We start from the raw sequence: 21,636 nt of genomic DNA on the forward strand, positions 1-21,636 counted from the left end.
GTTCATCTTGAGACTGCAGGCAGATGGAGACCTTGCGATACTCGTATCATTACACTCGGGTAATGATCAGCATTAATGGAAGAAGGTGTGGTGTCCACGTCAACTATCTGAGCTATGGAGGCTAAATCATCAAGAATGTCGTGTCACATTGAAAAACCCGCATCGATTGAAGACTATTTGGTTTCAGGCCAACCTTCAGTCGATACGGGAAGTGCAATTCTAGGAGTGTAAGACCCTCTCTCCCACCACGATCGTCCAGACGGTGAACTAGTTCTAGCTCTCGTTTTTTCTACTCCCAAATAAGGTATGCCCTTCTGGCCACTGAGGATGAGGCCATAGCGCCACCGTCAGAAATCGTTCTGTGCCGTGCGTGCTGTCTGGGAACTGGTGGGTCTCGATCACGCGGTTCATCGATGATTCACTTCGTGAGTGTAAAAACCATTTTTCTGTTTGTAGCAGAGAAAAGCTGAGTTAGTGTTTTCCTAACAGACCGCATATCCCTGCAGACAGATCAGATGGTTTTTCGCAATACTCGAACATGAATGCCCACGTTCGGAACCTCGTCCTGGCATGCGAAAAGTTTCAATCATTCAACGCGAGCTCCCGCACTACCGCATAAGATTCTTCGAAGAGTTGTATACTCAGGGAAGGTTACAGGATCTGGATATCCAGGTGTACTGCGCAGTGCCTCCAGCGCAGAGACCAAGAGCTGTAACTTTCCCCTTTCAGGTACTTTCGGCACGCTACCTCGGCAAGAGGAAATCAAACTCTTATTGGCTCTCTGGGTTAGCGAAAGCGATCGTAGGATCAGATGCTGTTGTTGCACCGCAAGAATTGCAGTGCCTGACCGTTCCCTGTCTGTGGATGAGGCGAAAGCTGATTTGTAAAACCTGGATTTGGTGGGGGCATGGCTATAACTTTCAAGTGGCAGTTCGACCGTCACTAAGGACAAGCATAAAAGAGATCGTGAAAGGGTTCATGACAAGACGGGCAGAGGGTTTGATTACCTATACGGAGAAGGGCGCAGATTATTGGAGAAAGCGCGGTTTTCCTCAGGATCGAGTCATTCCATATTACAACACGATCGATGTCGAGGAATTGCGAAGGGCTGCCAATGAAATGGGCGAAACACAACGGCGGGAACTCAGGCAAAAACTCATGTTAGACGGGAAACATGTGCTGCTATTTTCAGGCCGTTTGTATGCTGAGAAGAGGGTGGATTTCATTTTACGGGCATTTGCGCTTCTAAAGAAGTCCCGCCCAGATGTATCGCTGTTGATTATTGGAGACGGGGAGGAACGCAACAGACTGCAGCAATTGGCCAAAGATCTTGAACTTCACGACGTGCACTTCCTAGGGGAGATCGTGAATCCTAAGGATTCCGCGGCGTACTTTTTGCTTGCCGATCTCATGGTGATTCCAAGCCTGGTAGGACTTGTCATTGTGCACGGGTTTGCGTTCGGGCTTCCACTACTTACTACAGATTCCCCTGGACACGGACCTGAACTTGAGTATCTCACTGAAAACAATGGAGTCATGACCGGACGTGATCCATCGCGTTATGCGGAAGTCATTCGGATGCTGCTGTCGTCTCCACTACGGCTTGAGGCGATGAAACGCTCAGCGCTGGCTCAAGGTGATACCCTGAAACTCGAGTATTCTGTTCAGCGATTTGTGAACGGGATTACCCAATTTTCGAAAAATCAGAAATGTATAGGAGATGGAATGACATGATGAGTGAGGCGCAATGAGAACGACGACGAATTGTTTACGAGGCCTATTCGCCATCATCGCAGTCTGGTGCTTTCCTTGTAGCATGGTGCGAGGGGAGGATGTTTCGTCACACCCCGCATCACCATTCGAGGGCAAGCGGGCCATTCTAGACGGCGACATCCCTTCATGGACGAAGAAGGAATATGTAGATGAAGTACTGTCACGGATCAAACGTGCAGGCTTTAATGTCTATATGCCGACGGTCTGGCAAGGACGCGGTACGGTGTGGCCATCCAAACACGCTCCTTGGGATACCAAGCTGGCGAATCGTCACAAATCAAACTTTGATCCATTGCGGTACGTCATTGAAAAAGCGCATGAGATGGGACTCGAGGTGCATCCATGGTTCACCCTGACGCTAAGACAAAGCGATATTTTCCCTGAATTCGCGTTGCCAACCATGCCGCAGAAAGCCTTTGATGTGCACAACCCGGAGTTTAGGGAGCTCTTAGTAAAACTGATTGAGGAGGTTACGGTCGGTTACGACATCGATGGCATCAACTTGGATTACGTACGTGCTATTGAGCTATGCACGAGTGTGAGGTGTGAAGACGAGTACAACAGGACATACAAGAGGAGTCTAAAAGGGGACACAATGCTGTTCAGGATGGTGCCGAATCGGGTTCCGTCTCTCATCGACTATCAAGAGACAGCCGTCACGACGTTGGTGCGGGAGATCTCGGAGGCACTAAGATCGAAAAAACCGCATCTCTTGCTCAGTGCCGATGTGTTTGTCGGTCATGCTCCATTGAATCAAGGACAGAACAGCGTCTCATGGGTTAACGACGGTCTCGTCGACGTGATTTTTCGGATGGATTATGGGAGGCAACTCAACTTTGCCGCCATGGATCGCACCCGGCAAGAGCTGAACTATCCCGACAAGCAGAATCTTTTGATCTCGAATATGTCGAATCCAGAGGAAATGGTTTCCGGGCAAGCATACTTCGCTCGGGACGGCAAGTGGCTCGCGGATACGATTACCAACGTTCGGAAGCGTTGGCCGAAGACGGGGATCGCCGTTTACTTCTATAAATATCTCACGGATGAGCAGATTGCGGCAATACGCAATGTGTGGCCTCGGTAGCGAGCAGCCCGTTCCATTCTGCAAGCAACGCATTGATCAATCAGGAGCCGTAGGTGTTCTGAATATGCCGTTTTCAACCTGGCTATGCAGTCTGGAGCTGTGAGGGTATGCTCGATCGGACGCACTGGAAAACGACCGTTCTGTATTCCGTGGTATTTCTTCCCATGTTGGGACGGTCCTTTTTCCCCGCGGTCAGAAACACAAATTCCATCACATTTCAGTCTTCGCTCACAGATCCTCAAATTCTGGGTATGTACATCCTTTGGGCATGCTGCGTGTGGTTCCTAGTCAAACACCCAGGCAATCTAAAGTTTGCATGTGCACCGCCGCTCTGGCCGTTGACACTATTCGTGCTGATCGTGGCTTCATCGGTCCTGACCGTTTCACGCGCACCGTTGTACTCGCTTTGGAGAAGCGTGGAAACGTGTGGGGTTCTTCTCTGGGGCCTTCTTGTGTTCGCGATGGCGCGAGAACATCAGAGCCCTCACAAGCTATTTACATCATTCTATGCCATGAGTGCGCTGATGCTTGTGGGCGTTATTGTAGCAGTGATCAGTGACTCTCAACATGCATGGATGCGGGAGGGAAGTAGCGTTGAGCGGTTGGATGTGACATCGACATTCTTGATGGGAGCTAACACGATCGGCGTGATTGCCGCGCTGTTGAGCTTGGCGGCTCTTTCCAGATTTATGGTGTTGGTCGAAATGCGGTATCTCATCGTCGGCAGCATATCTCTCGCGTTGTGCTATGCAGCGAGGTCTCGAACAGGATTTATTGTCTTGCTTTTAGGGGGTTGTGTATTGACGAGTGTTCTCGTGCGAATGCCGACCAGGCGTGTGATCTCCGCGATTGTTGGGATACTGTCGAGCGTTCTCATGATCGGGCTTCTTTTGGTGAGTCCCGAGTTTGTTGATACCGTCGCGTATACCTTTACGCGTGGTCACAACGAGGCGAATATTAGGTCGCTTGATGGGCGGATGAGTATTTGGACAGAGGCGTTGGAAGCGTTCGAGCAGTCCCCTCTCCTTGGATCAGGCTACGCGACATATCCGATGCACATCACGGGGGGAGGACATTTCCATAACATGTTTATTGAATTGATGGTGACAACGGGGCTTCTAGGGATTATCCCCATCCTCATTTTGTTCGCGTTACTCGGCGCTCGGCTTGTCAAATTATTTCAAAATGTTCCCGTGAACGCTGCGTCCAATCCCATCGAGTCACTCGATGCACTCCTGATAGGTACCGTCGTAATCGTGTCGGAAATGACGACGGCCGGAGCGGCGTACTACTCATGGCAGATGATCGGGATCGTGGTGTTGGCCGTGGGCCTCCATACGCCACTTGATGCTCCTCAGACTGATGACAGCACTGAGTGCTCTCTTCAAGAAAAAAGACGCATGCAGACGTTGGCGCACGTTCAAGGTGGAGTGCTGGTCTCTGAGCCGTACAGGAAACCGATCATTTTCGGATGATGACGGACGTGTGGATTCATCGGGTGTTGGGTATTGAATGTCGTTCAAAGGGCTTTCCGATAGCCGGGGGATGGTCCATACCAAGCCGTAGATTTTCAGAATTTCACGGAGCGCTGAAGCTCTGATGGAGGTGTCATCCGCTTCTTCAACCCCACAAGCAGCTTCTCTGCGTGCCACAGACGGCTCTCAGTTGGTTCGCGTGGCTCGTGGGGGCGTCTTGATATTCATCAGCATGTTCTTTGGGCTCGGGCTCAACTATATCTACAGCATTTGTCTCGCTCGCATGTTCGATGCAGAGGTGTTTGGTCTGTATACGCTTGGGTTGGCTGCGTTCAGTGTACTTTCCGTGGTTTCAGTGGCTGGTTTAGATCGTGCGATTTTGCGGTTTATTCCGGCGGTGAATGACGGCGATAGGATCACATTGGTTGGTCCTATGGTTAAGTATATTGCCCGGATGTCGCTCATCATCGGATGTGTGGCTGGATTCACACTCTTGGGGCTGTCGTCAAGCCTCTCTACGAAGATCTTCGGTAAGCCGACACTCACAGATGTTTTGATACTCTTTTCCTTTGCAATCCCATTGTTTTCCCTTTCCATGGTGCTGCTCTCCACGTTGCAAGCGCTTCAAGACAACCGGTGGAGATCATTTGTGAAGTATGGCTGCGAGCCAATTGTCAAATTTTCGCTTACAGTGGTTTTTGTCTGGCTGGGGTGGGGGGTATACGGTGCGCTCGTCGCGTTTGGAATCGCGCTTTGCCTCACGATCGTGTTGGCGTATATCCCGCTTCGCCGCTATGTTTCCTTAGGCTGCCACTCTTTTCAACACCGAGCGTTCCACGAAAAGGTGGTGCGGTTTGCCGCTCCGCTACTCGGGGCGTTGATTGTCGCCAGCCTCGCGGCTCGTTCAGATGTGTTCATGATCGGTTATTGGTTGCCGCCGGAGCAGATAGGATTTTATGGGGCTGCGTTTCAGACTGCGTCCATCATTGCGTTAATCCTCGGCAGTCTGGACTCTGCTGCAACGCCACTCATCTCCAGAGCTATTGCTGGTGATAATCAGTCATGCCTTCAGTCGCTCTTGCAGTCCGTTCTCCGATGGTCCGTCAGCATGTCATTGCCGATGTTTCTTGTTTTTGTCTTATTCCCTGCCGAAGTGCTTTCGATATTCGGAGATCAGTTTCATCATGCGTCGTATTGTCTCGTCGTCCTGGCAATGAGCCAGGTGATCAACGCCGCAAGTGGCTCATCGAACACCGCATTGGTATTGGCTGGATATTCAAAGCTGGTGATGTGGAACAGTATTTGGCTGGGGGTCACCCAGATTGTATTCAATGTGATGCTCGTCCCTCTCTATGGAATGACCGGCGCAGCAGTGGGGACGGCCACTGCTCTGACTCTTGTGAGCGTTGTCCGTTTTTATGAATGTTCTCTGCTACTCAAAGTGAAGATGATTGAGCGAGAGATCTGGAAGCCCGTTGCCGCTGCAGCGATCACGTTTGCTCTCGTCTCTGTCTGTAAGTTATGCGGGCTGCCGGTGAGCTGGTGGATCTTGGCCGCGACATCGGTAGGCCTCTATACACTCATCACCACGCTGTTGGGATTGCATGAGCAAGATCGAAACCTTCTGAATCATTTGAAAGAGACGGTCTATCGTCACGGAGGTCCACGACTATGCGTATAACCAACGAAACCGACGCTATGAATGCGACGTACATGCGTGAATGCTTGTCAGGCCGGATACTGTACGGAGACGATTTATCCGAAGATGCGATCGACGCATGGTTTGACGATGAAAAGGAAGGGTTCGCGGATCTTGGGGCCAAGAATCACGAGTCCTATTGTTACGAGTATCACGGATTAAACACTCTTCATGGATTCCGTCACCTCCCATCAAAGTTGTATGGCCGCACGCTTTGTGTGGGAGGGGCGTATGGAGAAGAAGTGAAGCCGTTTCTTGAGAATATCAGGGCGATCACGATCCTGGAGCCTTCTGGAGCATTCAGAACCACCAGCCTCGATGGTGTCCCTATCGAATATGTCAAACCTCTTCCCACGGGTATCATGCCGTTCGAGGATGGGACCTTCGATTTAGCGACGTGTTTTGGCTGTCTTCATCACATTCCAAATGTGGGCACCGTCTTGCGCGAGCTCCATCGATGTATGAAGCCCAACGGGTTTGCGTTGGTTCGAGAGCCAATTATTTCCATGGGAGACTGGCGGCGCCCACGGAAAGGGTTAACGAGGCGCGAGCGTGGGATACCATTGCCTGTGTTCCGGGTATTGATCTCTGATGCTGGATTTAGCATCGAGAAAGAAACATTGTGCGGATTTTCTGTAACCTCCAGGCTTGGGGGAATGCTCGGGAAACATTTCTATAATTCGCCGACCATCGTTCGAATCGATCAGCTTCTCGCCGAGCTGTTCGCATGGAACTACCGGTATCACCCTGTGACGGCCGTTCAAAAATTCATGCCCACGGTTGCTGCATTTGTGCTGAGGAAGCCCTAGGCCGTGAGTCCTGATTAGCAGGGTATGCGGTACCGTCATCTCAACCTCGATACCTGTGTGTAGCAGGAAAGATGTCGTGGAAGATAGAGCACGGCTTTTTATTCTTGGCCCCACGCCACCGCCATTCCATGGAGTGGCGGTAGCGGTACAAACGTTGCTTCAGTCGGACCTTGGGAAACGGTTTCGCACATATCACTTGGATCTTGCAGACCGGCGAGGCATTCAGCATGTCAATAAGCCTGATTTGCACGACGTTGTCCTCTTTGCTCGTCAGTGGCTCAAACTGGTTAGCATGCTCATCAACGCCTGCCCCGCGGTGAGCTACCTGGTTCTGTCCCAATCGACGATAGGATTTCTACGCGACAGCCTGTTGATCTGGCCAGCGTATCTGAGAGGCAGTCATGTCGTTCTTCATCTGCATGGAGGAAATTTTCGAGACTGGTTTCTCGGGCGATCCTGGCTCATGAAGGCATATGTGAAAGCTGTCCTTCGACGTGTCACGCGTGCCATTGTCCTCGGCGAGTCCTTGAAGCGTCAATTCGAGGGACTCGTCGATGAGCAGCGAATTGCCGTCGTGCCGAACGGCGTCGATTGGGGTGCGTCCAGCCTCCATTCAGGAATGCCACGCGGCGGATCTCGATTCCGTATTCTTCATCTGAGTACGTTAAGCCATTTGAAGGGAGCGCTCATGTTCCTTCGGGCTGTCCCATCCGTAGTTCAGCAGCGAAAAGATGTGGAGTTCGTATTGGCAGGACCATGGTCGCATGCGGAGGACAAACAATGGGCAGACAGCTTCATTTGTCAACATAAACTCGAAACCTATGTGTCGTTCAGCGGGCAAGTGGACGGCGCAGAGAAAAGGGCTTTGTTTGACTCTTCGGACATTTTCGTTTTTCCTGGAGTCCAGCAAGAAGGACAACCCTTGGTTGTTCTCGAGGCGATGGCGGCAGGCATCCCCGTGATCTTTACCGATCGAGGTTGCCTCCGTGACACGGTGCCGGATGGAGAAGTTGGACTAGAAGTGCCAATCGGAGATCCTCGTCAGTTGGCAGATCGCATACTATGGTTGCTGGATCATCCTGAGGCTATCAAAGCGATGGGAGCACGCGCCCGCAAAAGATACGAAGCTCTGTACACGAAAGAGCGACACATCGAGCGAATGATGGATATCTTTATCTCATCCTGCGAGGAAGGTGTTGCGTGAGCAGAACCGTATGCGCAGGTGAGAATGCCGGTGTGGGCAAACGGGATGCCGGAATACTGCTAGGAGTTCCGATTGACAGGAAGTCCCTCGCAGACATGGTGCAAGAGTCCATGCACGCTGTCGCGCACAGAACGTTTCAAAAGGTATTTGCCTGTGCCAATCCTCATTCGTTGGTGGTCACACAACAGGATGCTGACTTTCATTCTGCCCTGACCCGTGCCGATTTTGTTGTCGCGGATGGCATCGGCGCAACATTGATGGCACGTCTCGTCGGTATCCGGATCGGGCCTCGAATCACAGGAACCGACTACTTCTATGGAGTTCTGAACGCACTCCAACAACGTGGCCAGGGCCGTGTCTTCTTTATTGGATCGTCGCAGCAGGTTCTGGATCGCATTGCTAAACGCTTCGCCGTCGATTTTCCTGCCCTGACGCTTGGCGGTGCTTTGTCTCCGCCGTTCGGAGCATGGAGTGAGATGGAAAATCATCGGATGGTGAAAATGATCAACGATGCTAAGCCGGACGTCCTCTGGGTCGGCATGACGGCGCCGAAGCAGGAAAAATGGGTGGAGGCCAACCGTCGACAGCTCAACGTGTCCGTAATTGGTTCGATCGGTGCGGTCTTCGACTTTTACGCCGGAACTTACTCACGCGCTCCCAAATGGGTCTGCGATATCGGTTTGGAATGGGCCTATCGATTTATCCTTGAGCCACGCCGGATGTGGCGGCGCAACTTCGTGTCCGCACCAAAGTTTGTGTGGCTAGTGCTTCGTCGACACATCTACCGTGGAGATGCCACCCTGACAGCTACCGATTTGTCGAAGCAGGAAGAAATTGCCCACCACCGTGAGAAAAAAGCTGCCTAAGATTGTGAGGGGGGCTGCAAGGTGCCTGTCGTTGGTCTTGGCCAATCTGTGCTTTTTTTCACGATCGTGTGTGATGTGACGGCAACCAGATGCCATTTCCATATACCCATCTTTACATAATTGAACACCGCTGCAGCAACATCGACACAGTTGCCGCCTTTGGTCTCCATCGTCTTCTTTAGTTTTCAGCGACATGCAAATTTCATTAGATGGTCTGGGATTTGCTGAACAGTTCTCCGTTCATACGTGTCCCTAATGAACCAACCTCTAGAAGGAGCGGTGATATGCGGATGATGAAACGATGGCTTCGGAGAGGGTTCATCCTGCAGGTTGCTGCGGTGTGTGCCCTTTCGGTTCCGATCAGTGCAGCGAAAGCAGCTCTGGTGACCTATTCGTTCACCGGCAACATCAACATCGCCGGTAATCCCTCGGTCTCCGGTTCATTTCAATTTGATAATGCGACTGGTGGGAGTGGAGGTGTCTACAACGGTGCCGTAACTGGCTTCACCCTGAATCTTAACCTGAATACTGGGACGTACACATCGTCGTTCGTTCCAGGTGCCAATGCTGTGACGATTTCCCAGAACATGCCGCTGGGGGGTGGCATTGTCGACCGTTGGGCGTTGGTGACTGCTGCTACTGGTGAAGCGATCAGTGGTACCACCACGCGGCCATTCAGTTTTGATCTTCGTCTCGACCATGAGGGCGGGGGATTGTTTACTGACACGAGCCTTCAAGATCCTCCAGGTTTGAGCAGTCTGAATGGTGGCAGTGCGAAATGGCGGCTCTTTTTCGAGGATGCCGACGGTACGCCATCCGCGTATCTCGGATCGATAAGTAATCTGACTGCCGTGCCGTTGCCGGCTGCGGTGCTCCTGTTCGGAGCGGGGCTTATCTCCTTGGTGGGTTTGGGAGCCGGAGGGCTGAGAAATCTCCGAGCGTCCAAAGCCTAGTTGTCTCGTTTCTGACGGGCTTGATACTTCGATCGTGGTATCAAGCCCGTTCTTTCTGCGGACTCGATCGATAGCTGGGAAGTTGCCAGGGAAAGTGTCACCTCACTCTTCAGAACCGGTTTAGCTCGCTCCTCTAGCTCCTAATCATCGTGTGAGTAACTCACGCTTATGACCGGCACACGTTCCTTTCTCTTCACCTCAGTCCTGGTTGTGGCGCTATTGGTGTACATGTATGCGGACAGTCTTGTCTTCCTGTTCAGCCGATGGTTTGGCACTGAGGATTATAGCCATGGAATCTTCGTGCCTCTCATCAGCGGGTTTTTGATTTGGCAGTCTAGGCATCGTTTATCTCAAGTCTCAGGGGAAAAGTCATGGTGGGGCCTTGGCGTCATCGCTCTCGGCCTTGTGCTCTACGTCGTGGGCGAATTGTCCACGCTGTTTGTAATTCTGCACGTCTCCTTGTGGATCGTGATAGTCGGGTTGGCCGTTACGCTGCTCGGGATTCGCGGGACGAGGACCATAACCTTTCCACTCGGCTATCTTCTGACTGCCATCCCTCTTCCGATGTTTTTCTACGAGGGTCTGTCGAGCAAGCTTCAACTATGGTCTTCATCGCTCGGAGTCGGTTGTTTGCAGCTTGTCGGCGTGATGGCCTTTCGTGAAGGCAATGTCATTGATCTTGGCCCGGTTCAACTCCAAGTGGCCGAAGCCTGTAGCGGGATTCGCTACTTGCTTCCGCTGACCTCCCTTGCGCTGCTCTGCGCGTACCTCTTCAAGGATAGGATGTGGAAGCGAGTCGTCCTGGTTCTCTCGTCGGTTCCGATCTCCATCATGATCAACGGATTCCGCATCGGCATGATCGGACTGCTGGTTGAGCGCTATGGAAACGGAGCTGCGCAAGGCTTTTATCATCTCTTTGAGGGATGGGTCATTTTCATGGTGAGTTTCGGGCTATTGATCATGGAAATGGCGCTCTTAGGAAAGCTTGGAGCAGCGGTGTCCAGGAAATCCTTGTCCGAACGACTGACGTGGAGAAATCAAGAGTCAGAGGTCGTCCGTGAAGTTGGACTCAAGAATCCACCAGGCAACATCTTCTCACCGGGACCAGCCTATCTGTGCAGTGTGGCTCTTTTCGTGCCATTCACGCTCCTCTCGACGATGCTCATGGACCGTGAAGAGATTCCCCCGCCGCGAACCGCATTCGTCGACTTCCCGATGCAGATCAGCGGATGGCGAGGCGAGCCCTATCCACTCGAGCAGCAGTACATCGACGCGCTTCGCTTCGATGACTATGTTCTCGCTGACTATCGTTCAGGTGTTCAGCATCCCGTGAATTTCTATGCGGCGTACTATCGGTCACAGCGGAAAGGACAGTCGGCTCATTCGCCTCAGAGTTGTCTGCCGGGTGGGGGATGGGAAATTGAGTCTCTGACGCAGCGAGAATTGTCGATGCCACCAGGGGTGATGGAACCGCTTAGGATCAATCGAGCCGTGATCCAGAAAGGTGAACAGAAGCAAATCGTGATGTACTGGTTCAAACAACGAGACCGAAACCTCACGGACGAATATCTGGTGAAGTTGTACCTGCTGTGGGATGCGTTCTCGAGACAACGGACTGACGGAGCGCTGGTGAGATTGGCTTCACTCGTTGGTCCCGGGGAATCCGAAGCAGTTGTGGATCAACGTCTACAGGAATTGGCGATCGCGGTGGGTCGAGAGCTGACCAAGTTTGTACCGGACTGAACCAACACAAGTGAGGATGCGGGGACCAATCCATGGTGAATGAACTGTTCTTTAGTTTCATGACGGCGTTATTTTTGTCCATGGCGCTCATTCCTCCGTTACGGCTGGCAGCCGAACGATTTCAGGTGATGGATTTGCCTGGAGAGAGAAAAGTGCATGCGCACCCTATTCCACGGGTGGGAGGTCTTGCCTTCGCAACCGGTGCCTGCGCTTCGATTGCCTGGTGGGTTCCGAAAGATGCTATTGCGCTATCGATTCTGGTCGGCAGCGTCATCATCGTGGGGTTCGGAGTATGGGACGACCGTGTCGATCTGAGCTATCGAAGCAAACTCATTGGACAGCTGCTTGCCGCCCTCGCCGTTGTCTTTGGAGGGGATATCTGGTTTACCACCCTTCCTTTTCTACCCGATGTGGAAGTGCCGGCATGGGCTGGGATGTTTGTGACCGTCGTGTTTCTTGTCGGCGTGTCCAATGCCGTCAATCTCACAGATGGGTTGGATGGGCTAGCCGGTGGTCTGTCATTTCTTACGCTATCTGGGATTGCCTATTTGGCCTATGTCTCTGATGATTCGACTGTCTTGTTGTTGACCGTCCCGTTTCTGGGAGGGCTCTTGGGGTTCTTGCGCTACAACACCTACCCGGCTCGTATTTTCATGGGAGACGGCGGCAGCCAATTGTTGGGATTCATCATGGGGGTATTCGCCGTTCTACTGACGGATTCCTCACGAGGGCCATTCAGTCCGAGCCTTGCTCTATTTCTATTGGGGCTGCCGTTTTTGGATACGCTTGGCGTGACTGGACAACGGCTGGCTGAAGGCCGCTCTCCATTCATCGGCGACCGTGCGCACATTCACCATAAACTGCTTCGTTTTGGGTTCACGCATTATGAGGCCGTGACCGTCGTTTACGTGATCCAGGCAGGGATGTTGGGCTTGGCGTATGTGCTGCGATGGCAGTCCGACCTATTGATCCTTCCCCTTTATCTCCTGATTGCGGGATCGGTCTTGATGCTGTTCATCGCAGCAGGGCGCGGTCTTCTTCCCAATCTCACTTCACAAAGCGGTCATTTTCTATCCAATGTGGCCGTGACGCGATTGATGAATGGCCCGTGGCTGACGGATCTGCCGATGCAGTTCTTGGCCGTGACCGTCCCATGTTTCCTCATTGCCCTGGTGTTTGTTCCATCGAATGTGCCGACCGATGTCGGATATCTGTCGATCATCATATTCGGGATTGTGTTGCTCGGCCTCTCGTTTTCTCCTCGAGTCGCGCCATATTTTGTCCGTGGTGGACTCTACGTGGGCACCACGTTCCTGCTGTATGTCTGCGATGGGTCGCGAGCGAGCGCTTTATCTACCGTCACGATCGTGCACAACGCATTCTTTGTCGTGGTCGCCGTTATGGTGTTATTGAGTCTTCGATTCAACCAGGAGAACCGGTTTCAGACGACACCGCTCGACTATTTAATGGTCTTCTTGGCCGTCATGTTCCCGCTCCTCCCGGAGGTCAGCGCCGATATCTCGCACTTGGGGGTCTTTGCCGCCAAATTGATGGTGCTCTTCTTTTCCTTCGAATTGCTACTCCATGCATTTTCGAGTCGTGTCCGACAGTTGGGACTCGTTTCGCTCTGGATCCTGTTCGGACTAGGAATTCGGATTTTGTTGTAGCAAACCGAGTTACGTAATAACCTAGGTTCCATGCCGACGGCATTCCCATACAACAGACGTGGGTGGGCTTTCAGTATGCGCGTGAGGACCGCCATCGTTCTTCTGTCGGCGGTCGCATGGACGGCTTGTGGTGGTCCCGAGGAGCGAAAGGCCAAGTACTTCGCTCGCGCCAATGAGTACATTGAAGCGGCCAACTATCCCAAGGCGCGGGTCGCCCTGCGGAATGTGCTGAAAATAGATCCAAAGGATGCGGGTGCCTATGTCCTCTTTGCTCGCGTTGAAGAGAGGGAAAAGAATTGGCGCAACGCTGTCCAACTCTATCAGGAAGCCGTCAGACTGGATCCTGGTCATACCGCAGCATGGATTACCCTGGGGAAATACTATCTGGAAGCGAGGTTGACCGAGCAGGTGGCGGAGGCGGCAGACACCGTCCTGAAGAAGGAGCCAAAACATCCTCAAGCGAACGCACTGAAGATCGCCTTGCAGGCCGTGACGGAGCAGGCCGTTCCTTCGGCGATCCTCAAAGCGGAGGCACTGGCGAAGGAGTTTCCATCAGAACCGGATGTCGCCATTCTTCTTGCCACGTTGTACGACCAGCGTCAGCGATATCATGATGCCGAGGTCACGTTGCGACGCGCGTTGGATGCTCATCCGAGAGATCTGGATCTTCTGAACAATTTGAATGCGGTCCTGACGCGGGCAAACGACATCGTCGGCGCAGAAGCGGTCATTCGTCGGATGATTGACGCCGAGCCTGAGTTCTTTGACCATCGGCTGAGACTTGTCCGCTTCTATGTTCAACAGGCTGCCTACGATAAGGCGGAAGAGATTCTCCGTAACGCGGTGGCGCTCGATCCGAACAGCGAACAGCGCCGGCTTGCATTGGCCGACTTCTTTTTGAGCAGGAAGGATGTTCCGTCTGCCGAACGAGTATTGTTGGACGCCACGGCACAGTTGCCGTACTCAAGCCAACTTCAATTCGGGCTTGCCGCGTTCTACCGGAAGACCGGACAAGACACAAAAGCACGTGAGCGCTATGCCGCGTTGGTTCAAGAGTACAAGGATAAGCCGGTCGGGTTGGAAGCCAAGGTGAAGTTGGCGGAGATGGATTTTCAGTCTGGCAAGCAGATCGAAGCGGAGCGTCAAGTGCAGGAAGTATTACGAGACAACCCCCGCTCCTCGGACGGCCTGACCCTTTTAGGACGTCTCGAGTTAGCCAGAAGGAATGGGAAAGACGCGGTTCAGGCCTTTCGCACGGTTTTGCATGATCAGCCGGGATCGGCGACGGTTCACTATCTCCTTGGCCAGGCCTATCAGCTCACTGGAGAGACCAGCCTGGCGAAAGAGAGTTTTGAGCGAGCGGTGGCGTTGTATCCTGACCAGGTCGATGCCAAGCGATCTCTTGCGGTACTGGAAAGCAAAATCGGCCGTTACCAACAGGCCCGTGCTCGACTTGACGACCTGCTGAAGCAACGTCCTAATGATATTGCTGCCCTCGATATGCTGATGACGCTCGACTTGGTAATGAAAAACTGGTCTGGAGCGGAACAGACGTTGAGGCGGATCCATCACGTAGCAGGCGAAAGTCATATGGCCTTGATGGCGGAAGGGCGACTGTATGAGGCGCAACGTCGTTTGAATGACGCGATGAATGCCTATGAACGCGCCACAGCTCTGGTTCCGAACGAGCCGGAGCCACTCTTGTCCCTGGTGAAGCTTGAGGTGGCTCATGATCACAAGGTCCGAGCGCAAGCACGGTTGGAAACGCTCCTCGCGGCTCGTCCGGACCATCCATTCGGCCACGGATTGTTGGCAGAAGTCTTGTCCGTCTCCGGGGCGCATGAAGCGGCCGAGCTTCACTATCGTGAAGCTGCGCGACTGAACCCCAAATGGATGGCGCCGTGGCTCAACTGGGCCACGTTGCTATTGTCCCGCAAAAAACCGGATATGGCCGTACAGGTTCTACACGAGGGGCTCAAGGCCAACCCCGATAGTGAGGAGTTGCACATGCTCTTGGCCTCGGCGCACTCCGAGCAAGCACAGATAGATCTCGCTATGGCCGCATATGAGACCACCTTGCGGCTGAATCCTCGCAACGTGCTGGCAGCGAATAATCTGGCCGTCTTGCTCGCGGACCACAAGGGTGATCCATCGAGTTTGCAAAGGGCCTTCGCGCTCAGTCGAGATTTTGAAAAGGAGGCGCCGCATCCTCTCTTTATCGATACCCTCGGCTGGGTGCGATTCAGAATGGGGCAACCGGAAGAGGCGATCCGGCTGATGAAAGACGCCGTCGCCAAATCACCCGACATTTCTGTCCTGAATTATCATCTTGGAATGGCATTGTTTCAGTCCGGTAAACGCACCGAGGCCCGTACGTATCTTTTAAAGGCGCTGAAGAATTCCGATTCGTTCGAAGGACGGCGGGAGGCAGAGCAAGCCCTCGCGCAGATCAGAGGGTAGGAAGAATTCATGTCTCGATCAGTGCGATCAATGATGAAGGGGGTACTGATGGCCACGGCTGTCATGATAGTGGCGATGCCTGCTTATGCGGGTGATGCGATGACCGGCTGGCCGGTGGCGCAAGTCGAGCCAGGGTACCGCCTCGGCGCCGAGGATATCATGCTGGTATCGGTGTGGAAGGATGAACAGCTGACGCGAGAAGTCGTCGTCCGTCCGGACGGGATGTTTTCATTTCCCCTCGTCGGCGATATCCAGGCCGAGGGTCGAACAGTCGAGGACATTCGTGGCGACCTTGTGAAGCGGCTGACAAAGTATATTCCGAATGCCAATGTTTCGGTCGCGGTCACAAAAGTCATCAGTTACAAGGTGTACGTCGTCGGCCGAGTGAATAAGCCGGGTGAGTATTTGATCGGCCATTACACCGATGTGCTGCAGGCGCTCAGTCTTGCTGGTGGACTGACTCCGTTTGCCGCTGAGAACGATATCAAGGTCTTACGGCGGGTGAGGGGAGAACAACATGCCATTCCCTTTCGCTATGGAGATGTTCGGAAAGGCAGGGATTTGGAGCAAAATATCATTCTGCAGCGCGGTGACGTCGTCATGGTCCCCTGACCGTCGCCCTCATGCACCCGAGCCGCAAATGGAGAGACCGGGGTTGGCATACCGTCTACGCTCTTTCCGTGGTGGTGATCGTTGCATTTGGGATGGCGCCGCGAAGCGAGGCTGCCGAATGGTCGCTCTCGCCATCAATCGGAGTCACAGGCGTTTATAACAGTAACTTGCTGCTGACCCCGCTGCCTCACTCTAAGAGTTACGGCTATTGGATTACGCCGGCAGCGGAGTTTGCGGGGAAAACCGAACGTCTGGAGGTAAGCAGCCGGCTCGCTGCGGATTTCGTGGGATACTTCGGTGGAGAGAACAGGCAGTTCGCAAATGCCTTCGCTCCTTTGTCGGTTCGATATCAGACCGAAAAGGATCTCATAGGTTTCACCGGTGGGTTTATCCGCGACAATACGCTGCTCGGTGAGTTACAGGAGACCGGGGTTGTCTTGCAGTTTACTCAGCGTAATCAATGGACTGCGAATCCTACGTGGACGAGACGGTTGACCGAAAAGCTGTCATTGCAATCGGGCATACGGTTTTCGGACACCACATATGAGGGCAACAGATTGGTTGACTACCGATTGGTGGGAGGTTCAGGAGGATTCCTGTATCAACTCTCGGAGCGGGATCAACTCCAGTTATCCGGATCGTACGTTGATTTCCACACGACCGATTCGCCATCTCCGTTTCAAGCCGATTTTCCAGGAATCAATATGAGCCTCACACATGCTTTTTCTGAATCACTCACAGGAACCGTGTATGGCGGTCCCCGATTTTTGTCTACGAGCTCGCAGTCACCGCTCGGCGACACCACGACTAGCAATACGGTGTGGCTGGCAGGGGCGAGTATCACGAAAAGATTTGAGAGAGCTTCACTGCAAGCCTCGTTATCTCGGGACCTTCTTCCAAGTGGGCTGGGATTACTCCTTGAGACCGATCGAGGAGAAGTCTCCGCGTCATACGATGTCTCGGAGACGCTGGCCTGCTCCTTGACTGTCGTCGGAATCCTCACGTCGGGAACGACGAACGCGGTAATCGGGGGAGTCTATCCGGATAGCAGGTACGTCAGTGTCGCACCAAAACTCTCCTGGAAGTTTCTCGAATGGTGGCGGGCAGAGGTGTCATATATGTACCGATGGCGCGACACCGACACTGCCGTCGATTCAGCTCAATCCCATGCGACGACGTTCATGGTGACCTATTATCCACCAAAATTCTCATATTCCAACTGAGGCTATGGCGCAGACACACGTTTCGCCACAGACATCCGGACCTGGCATGAGCTTGAAGGACTACATCGCGGCTTTTCATCGCCGTCGTAAGCTTATCCTCCTGACCGGTCTGGGACTCTTGGCGGCGTCCTTGACGCTGGCATTTCTCTGGCCTCCGACCTATAAGTCGACCGCGACCATATTGATCGAGGAGCAGGAGATTCCATCAGACCTCGTACGATCGACGATTACAAGTTATGCCGATCAAAGGATTGAGACTATCAAACAACAGGTCATGAGCCGCACCACTCTCTGGAAAGTGGTCGAACAGTTCGATCTCTACCACGATCAGCGGAAAAACAGTCCAGCCGAAGAAATTGTAAAACGCTTCGCCAAGGACGTCGAGGTGGAAGTGATCAGTGCCGACGTCGTGGATAAACGCACACAACATGCGACCAAGGCGACCATTGCGTTTACGGTGGCCTATCAAAATCGTTCTCCTGAATTGGCTCAGAAAGTGGCGAACGAATTGACCAGCTTGTTCTTGGGGGAAAATTTGAAGAGCCGCGAACGCCAAGCTCAGGAAGCCACCTCGTTTCTTCAGCAGGAGGCGGAAAATCTTGCTCGGCACATCAGCAACATCGATGAAAAGATCGCCGCGTTTAAGCAGCGAGCCAATGGGGCGCTTCCGGAGTTGATGCCGTTGAATCAGCAGCTGATGAACCAAGCCGAGCGAGAATTGATGGACGTCGACCAGCAGGTCCGAAGCCTTGAAGAACGCAAAACCTATCTCGAAGGGGAATTGGCGACGATCAAACCGAATACGCCCATCTTATCCGTGACCGGCGAGCGCATTTTGGATTCAACCGAGCGCTTACGAGCACTCCGAGCCGAGCATGCCGGCGCCGCGGCCAATCTGTCGGCGGATCATCCCGACATGATCAAGATGAAACAGGAGATCGATGCATTGCAAAAAGAGACCGGACAGGTCCCTGATGCGGAGGAAGCCTCGAAGCGACTCATCGATGCGCGCGCGGCATTGGCCGCCGACTTAGAACGGTTGGGAAACGAGCATCCGGACGTCCTGCAGACCCGGAGAAAAATCTCCGCTCTTGAGCTGGATGTCCATCGCCTCAGCGTCGTTCGGAACAAGGTGATCAATCAGCGTCCGGAAAACCCCGCATACATCAATCTCCAGGCTCAGTTGAATTCCGCAACATTCTCGTTGGAAGCATTGCGAAAAACCCGTCTGGACATCAAGCGTCGGCTGCAAGAGTATGCGACACGGCTGGAAAAGGGGCCGGAGCTTGAACCGGAGTATCTTGTTCTGACCAGGGATCGAGATACATCCGGACAAAAATATCAGGACATTCGATCAAGGTTGTTGGAGGCGAAGGTGGCCGAAGGTTTGGAAGTCCAACGGAAGGGCGAGCGCTTTTCCCTCATTGATCCACCGAGTCTTCCTGAAAAGCCTTATAAGCCGAACCGTTTGGCCATCGTACTACTCGGTTTCATTCTTGCCGTCGGTGGGGGAGCCGGCCTGGGAGCTGCAGCCGAGTCGCTCGACCATTCGATTAGGACGCCCGATCAACTGGCCGCCCTGACGCAGCATTTTCCCTTGGCGGTGATTCCTTTTATGCCGAACGAAGCAGATGTGTCCCACGCGAAATTGCGACGGCGAATCGTTCAAAGTGCGGGGATCGGCGCATTTGGAACGGTCCTTTTGCTACTTCATGTATTTGTAGTCCCTTTGGATGTGCTGTGGTTTGCCACGCTGAGACGGTTGGGCATGGAGTAAGCAGAAAGGTAGCCATGGATCGTATTCGTACCGCGCTTGAGCTATATAAAGGTTTCAAAGGCTCCTCGTCTGACGGGGAGAGCCCGAAGCGGGCTGCCAGGCAATCGGTGCCGCCGCCGATCACCTATACACGAACCAGATCGCTGAGCATTCCGCATGCTGTGCTACACGGGCATCGAGTCATGGCGGCTCATCGCAAAGGACCGTTCGTCGATGCGTACAAAATTCTCCGAACACAGGTCACGCAGCGATTGCGAGAGAACGGATGGAATGTGGTGGGAGTGACGAGCCCAGGTTACGGCGAGGGTAAGACGCTGACTGCCGTCAATTTGGCCGTGAGTCTAGCCATGGAAACAACCCAGACAGTGCTTCTCGTCGATTCGGATCTGCAGGATCCCACAGTGCATCGGGTATTCGGCTTGAAAGACTGTCTTGGTCTCGCCGACTATTTGCTGGATGATCAGTCTGTCGAAGATCTGCTTCTTCACCCCGGTATCGGGCGGTTCGTCTTGCTGCCGGGAGGGCGGGCGATCTCAAACTCCACCGAGATTTTGACCTCGCCTAAAATGGTGGCCCTCGTGGAGGAGTTGAAGCATCGGTATCCCTCTCGAGTCGTTATATTTGATCTCCCTCCATTGCTCCATACAGCGGATGTCTTGGCCTTTTCCCCCTACACAGATGCCCTTCTTATGGTGGTTGAGGAGGGAAAGACGACGGGTGAAGAGCTGCAGCGGGCTCTGGCACTGGTCAAGAATTCGCGTCCTGTTCTGGGAACGGTGTTGAACAAGGCCGGTCGATCCTCTCTGACCCTTGCGGAGATGAGGACTATGTTGGCCACATAGATCTGGATGTCGGTCATCGAGCGGCGTAATCATGTACGAAGCATTCTACCGATTCAAAGCTAAACCATTCTCGCTCTTGCCGGACAGCGGCTTTCTCTATCCCGGCTCGGAGCACCAAGCTGCCTACAGCCTCCTGGAGTACGGCATTCTGAGTCAGGCACCGTTTATGGTGCTCACGGGCGATCCCGGCATGGGGAAGACATCCCTTCTCCAAAAGCTCATCGCGGAACATGGAAACAAGCATAAAATTGGGCTGGTCACCAATGCCCGTTACGATATCGAGCAGCTTTTACCGTGGATTCTGTTGGCTCTTGGATTAAGCACCAAGCGACTTGACCCGATCGAAGCCTACCATATCTTTTCAGAGTTTCTGTTGCAGGAGTCGAAACGTTTACGACGGGTCATTCTCATCGTTGATGAAGCCCAAAGTCTGGGCGTGGAGCTGCTCGAAGAACTACGGCTGTTGTCCAACATGAACGACGGCAAGAGCTTTAAGCTGCAGATCATCCTTTCAGGCCAATCCGATCTCCATACGTTGCTCCGGCGTTTCGATATGACTCAATTCGCACAGCGGATCGTCGTCGACTATCATCTGAAACCGCTCTCCGACATCGATACCGCCAACTGTATCCGCCATCGAATACAGGTCGCTGGTGGACATCCAGCCCTCTTTACGGACAAAGCTTGTGCATTGGTGCATCGACTGAGTCAAGGGAACCCGCGACTGATCAATCAAGTGTCAGATATCGCCTTGACCTACGGGTATGCCGAACAAGCACGAATCATTACTTCCAAGTTGGTGGCCCAAGCAGCCCTTGATCGGAGCAAGGGAGGAATCCTTCCCTTGGCTGCGAAAGAGGAGTTGGCCGGACTTGCTGCGGCGCCGGAAGCTCCCTCGGAAATGGATGATCCGATTTCGAGCGCAGGGCAGACCACCGTGTCCGTGGAATCGGCCGACGACCATCTGATGACTTCTCCAGACGAGGACTATACGCGAGCGATGGTGCTGGAAGAGGAAGGGCGATTGAAAGAGGCAGTGGAGTTGTTTCATTCAGCGGCCAGAGACAAATCGATGTGGTTCAAGGCCTATTCGCACATCGGATTCTGTTACGTCAAGATGAACGAGCATCATGCCGCGATACAGGCGTTTCGCACTGCCTTGGAGGATCCCACGGCCCAGCAGCAAGATGTCTTTGAGGTGCTCTATGTATTGGGGCGCAGTCTCGAAACCATCGGGAGGGTCGACCAGGCGCTGGAGGTCTATCATCGCGTCAACCATGTAACCCCAACATTTAGAGATGTCGCCAATCGGTTACGAGAGTTGGAGCGGACGCCGAAGCAATCGAGTCACATGGGGAAATCAGTCAACGAAAAGCACGCTTGGTTCGGTAGCGTCGTGGATAATGTCCACCGCTTTCTCATCGGCAGTCAGAAGTAGGAGGATTACAG

The 21,636-nt window shown here is 53.3% G+C and carries 16 protein-coding genes; all 16 read left to right on the plus strand.

What is annotated here, in order from left to right:
- Nucleotides 1-684 precede the first annotated feature (684 nt).
- The 16 genes from P0120_12420 to P0120_12495 all read left to right on the plus strand — a co-directional run bounded on the left by P0120_12420 (nt 685) and on the right by P0120_12495 (nt 21,625).
- On the plus strand, nt 685-1,734 hold the full coding sequence (locus P0120_12420) for a glycosyltransferase family 4 protein (GenBank protein MDF0675123.1): 1,050 nt from the start codon (nt 685-687) through the stop codon (nt 1,732-1,734).
- Nucleotides 1,735-1,747: 13 nt separating this feature from the next.
- On the plus strand, nt 1,748-2,857 hold the full coding sequence (locus P0120_12425; GenBank protein MDF0675124.1) for a family 10 glycosylhydrolase: 1,110 nt from the start codon (nt 1,748-1,750) through the stop codon (nt 2,855-2,857).
- Between the two features lie 524 nt (nt 2,858-3,381).
- Nucleotides 3,382-4,332: an O-antigen ligase family protein gene (locus P0120_12430; GenBank protein MDF0675125.1), complete on the plus strand. Its 951-nt coding sequence runs from the start codon at nt 3,382-3,384 to the stop codon at nt 4,330-4,332.
- 124 nt (nt 4,333-4,456) lie between these two features.
- Complete coding sequence (locus P0120_12435) at nt 4,457-6,013, plus strand: flippase (GenBank protein MDF0675126.1); 1,557 nt, start codon at nt 4,457-4,459, stop codon at nt 6,011-6,013.
- Nucleotides 6,004-6,840 carry a methyltransferase domain-containing protein gene (locus tag P0120_12440; GenBank protein MDF0675127.1) on the plus strand — a complete coding sequence of 279 codons (837 nt, stop codon included), beginning with the start codon at nt 6,004-6,006 and terminating at the stop codon, nt 6,838-6,840. The genes P0120_12435 and P0120_12440 overlap by 10 nt, the downstream gene beginning before the upstream one ends.
- A gap of 76 nt (nt 6,841-6,916) precedes the next feature.
- Complete coding sequence (locus tag P0120_12445) at nt 6,917-8,044, plus strand: glycosyltransferase family 4 protein (protein ID MDF0675128.1); 1,128 nt, start codon at nt 6,917-6,919, stop codon at nt 8,042-8,044.
- Nucleotides 8,041-8,910, plus strand: a complete 870-nt coding sequence (locus P0120_12450) for a WecB/TagA/CpsF family glycosyltransferase (protein MDF0675129.1) — start codon at nt 8,041-8,043, stop codon at nt 8,908-8,910. The genes P0120_12445 and P0120_12450 overlap by 4 nt, the downstream gene beginning before the upstream one ends.
- 284 nt (nt 8,911-9,194) lie before the next feature.
- The gene (locus tag P0120_12455; GenBank protein ID MDF0675130.1) at nt 9,195-9,863 is read left to right on the plus strand and encodes a hypothetical protein; all 669 of its coding nucleotides are present in this window, start codon (nt 9,195-9,197) and stop codon (nt 9,861-9,863) included.
- Nucleotides 9,864-10,031: 168 nt separating this feature from the next.
- On the plus strand, nt 10,032-11,606 hold the full coding sequence (gene xrtD / locus P0120_12460) for a VPLPA-CTERM-specific exosortase XrtD (GenBank protein MDF0675131.1): 1,575 nt from the start codon (nt 10,032-10,034) through the stop codon (nt 11,604-11,606).
- 32 nt (nt 11,607-11,638) lie between these two features.
- Nucleotides 11,639-13,273 carry an MraY family glycosyltransferase gene (locus P0120_12465; GenBank protein ID MDF0675132.1) on the plus strand — a complete coding sequence of 545 codons (1,635 nt, stop codon included), beginning with the start codon at nt 11,639-11,641 and terminating at the stop codon, nt 13,271-13,273.
- A 75-nt stretch (nt 13,274-13,348) separates the two neighbouring features.
- Nucleotides 13,349-15,733, plus strand: coding sequence for a tetratricopeptide repeat protein (locus P0120_12470; protein ID MDF0675133.1), 2,385 nt, complete (start codon nt 13,349-13,351; stop codon nt 15,731-15,733).
- A gap of 9 nt (nt 15,734-15,742) precedes the next feature.
- Nucleotides 15,743-16,345, plus strand: a complete 603-nt coding sequence (locus tag P0120_12475) for a polysaccharide biosynthesis/export family protein (protein ID MDF0675134.1) — start codon at nt 15,743-15,745, stop codon at nt 16,343-16,345.
- A gap of 92 nt (nt 16,346-16,437) precedes the next feature.
- The gene (locus P0120_12480) at nt 16,438-17,568 is read left to right on the plus strand and encodes a hypothetical protein (protein ID MDF0675135.1); all 1,131 of its coding nucleotides are present in this window, start codon (nt 16,438-16,440) and stop codon (nt 17,566-17,568) included.
- Between the two features lie 46 nt (nt 17,569-17,614).
- Nucleotides 17,615-19,345, plus strand: coding sequence for a Wzz/FepE/Etk N-terminal domain-containing protein (locus P0120_12485; GenBank protein ID MDF0675136.1), 1,731 nt, complete (start codon nt 17,615-17,617; stop codon nt 19,343-19,345).
- A 14-nt stretch (nt 19,346-19,359) separates the two neighbouring features.
- Nucleotides 19,360-20,187 carry a CpsD/CapB family tyrosine-protein kinase gene (locus P0120_12490; protein ID MDF0675137.1) on the plus strand — a complete coding sequence of 276 codons (828 nt, stop codon included), beginning with the start codon at nt 19,360-19,362 and terminating at the stop codon, nt 20,185-20,187.
- A gap of 31 nt (nt 20,188-20,218) precedes the next feature.
- Nucleotides 20,219-21,625, plus strand: a complete 1,407-nt coding sequence (locus P0120_12495) for an AAA family ATPase (protein ID MDF0675138.1) — start codon at nt 20,219-20,221, stop codon at nt 21,623-21,625.
- The last annotated feature ends 11 nt before the right edge of the window (nt 21,626-21,636 follow it).

The sequence above is a fragment of the Nitrospira sp. genome (genome assembly GCA_029194675.1).
GTDB lineage: Bacteria > Nitrospirota > Nitrospiria > Nitrospirales > Nitrospiraceae > Nitrospira_D.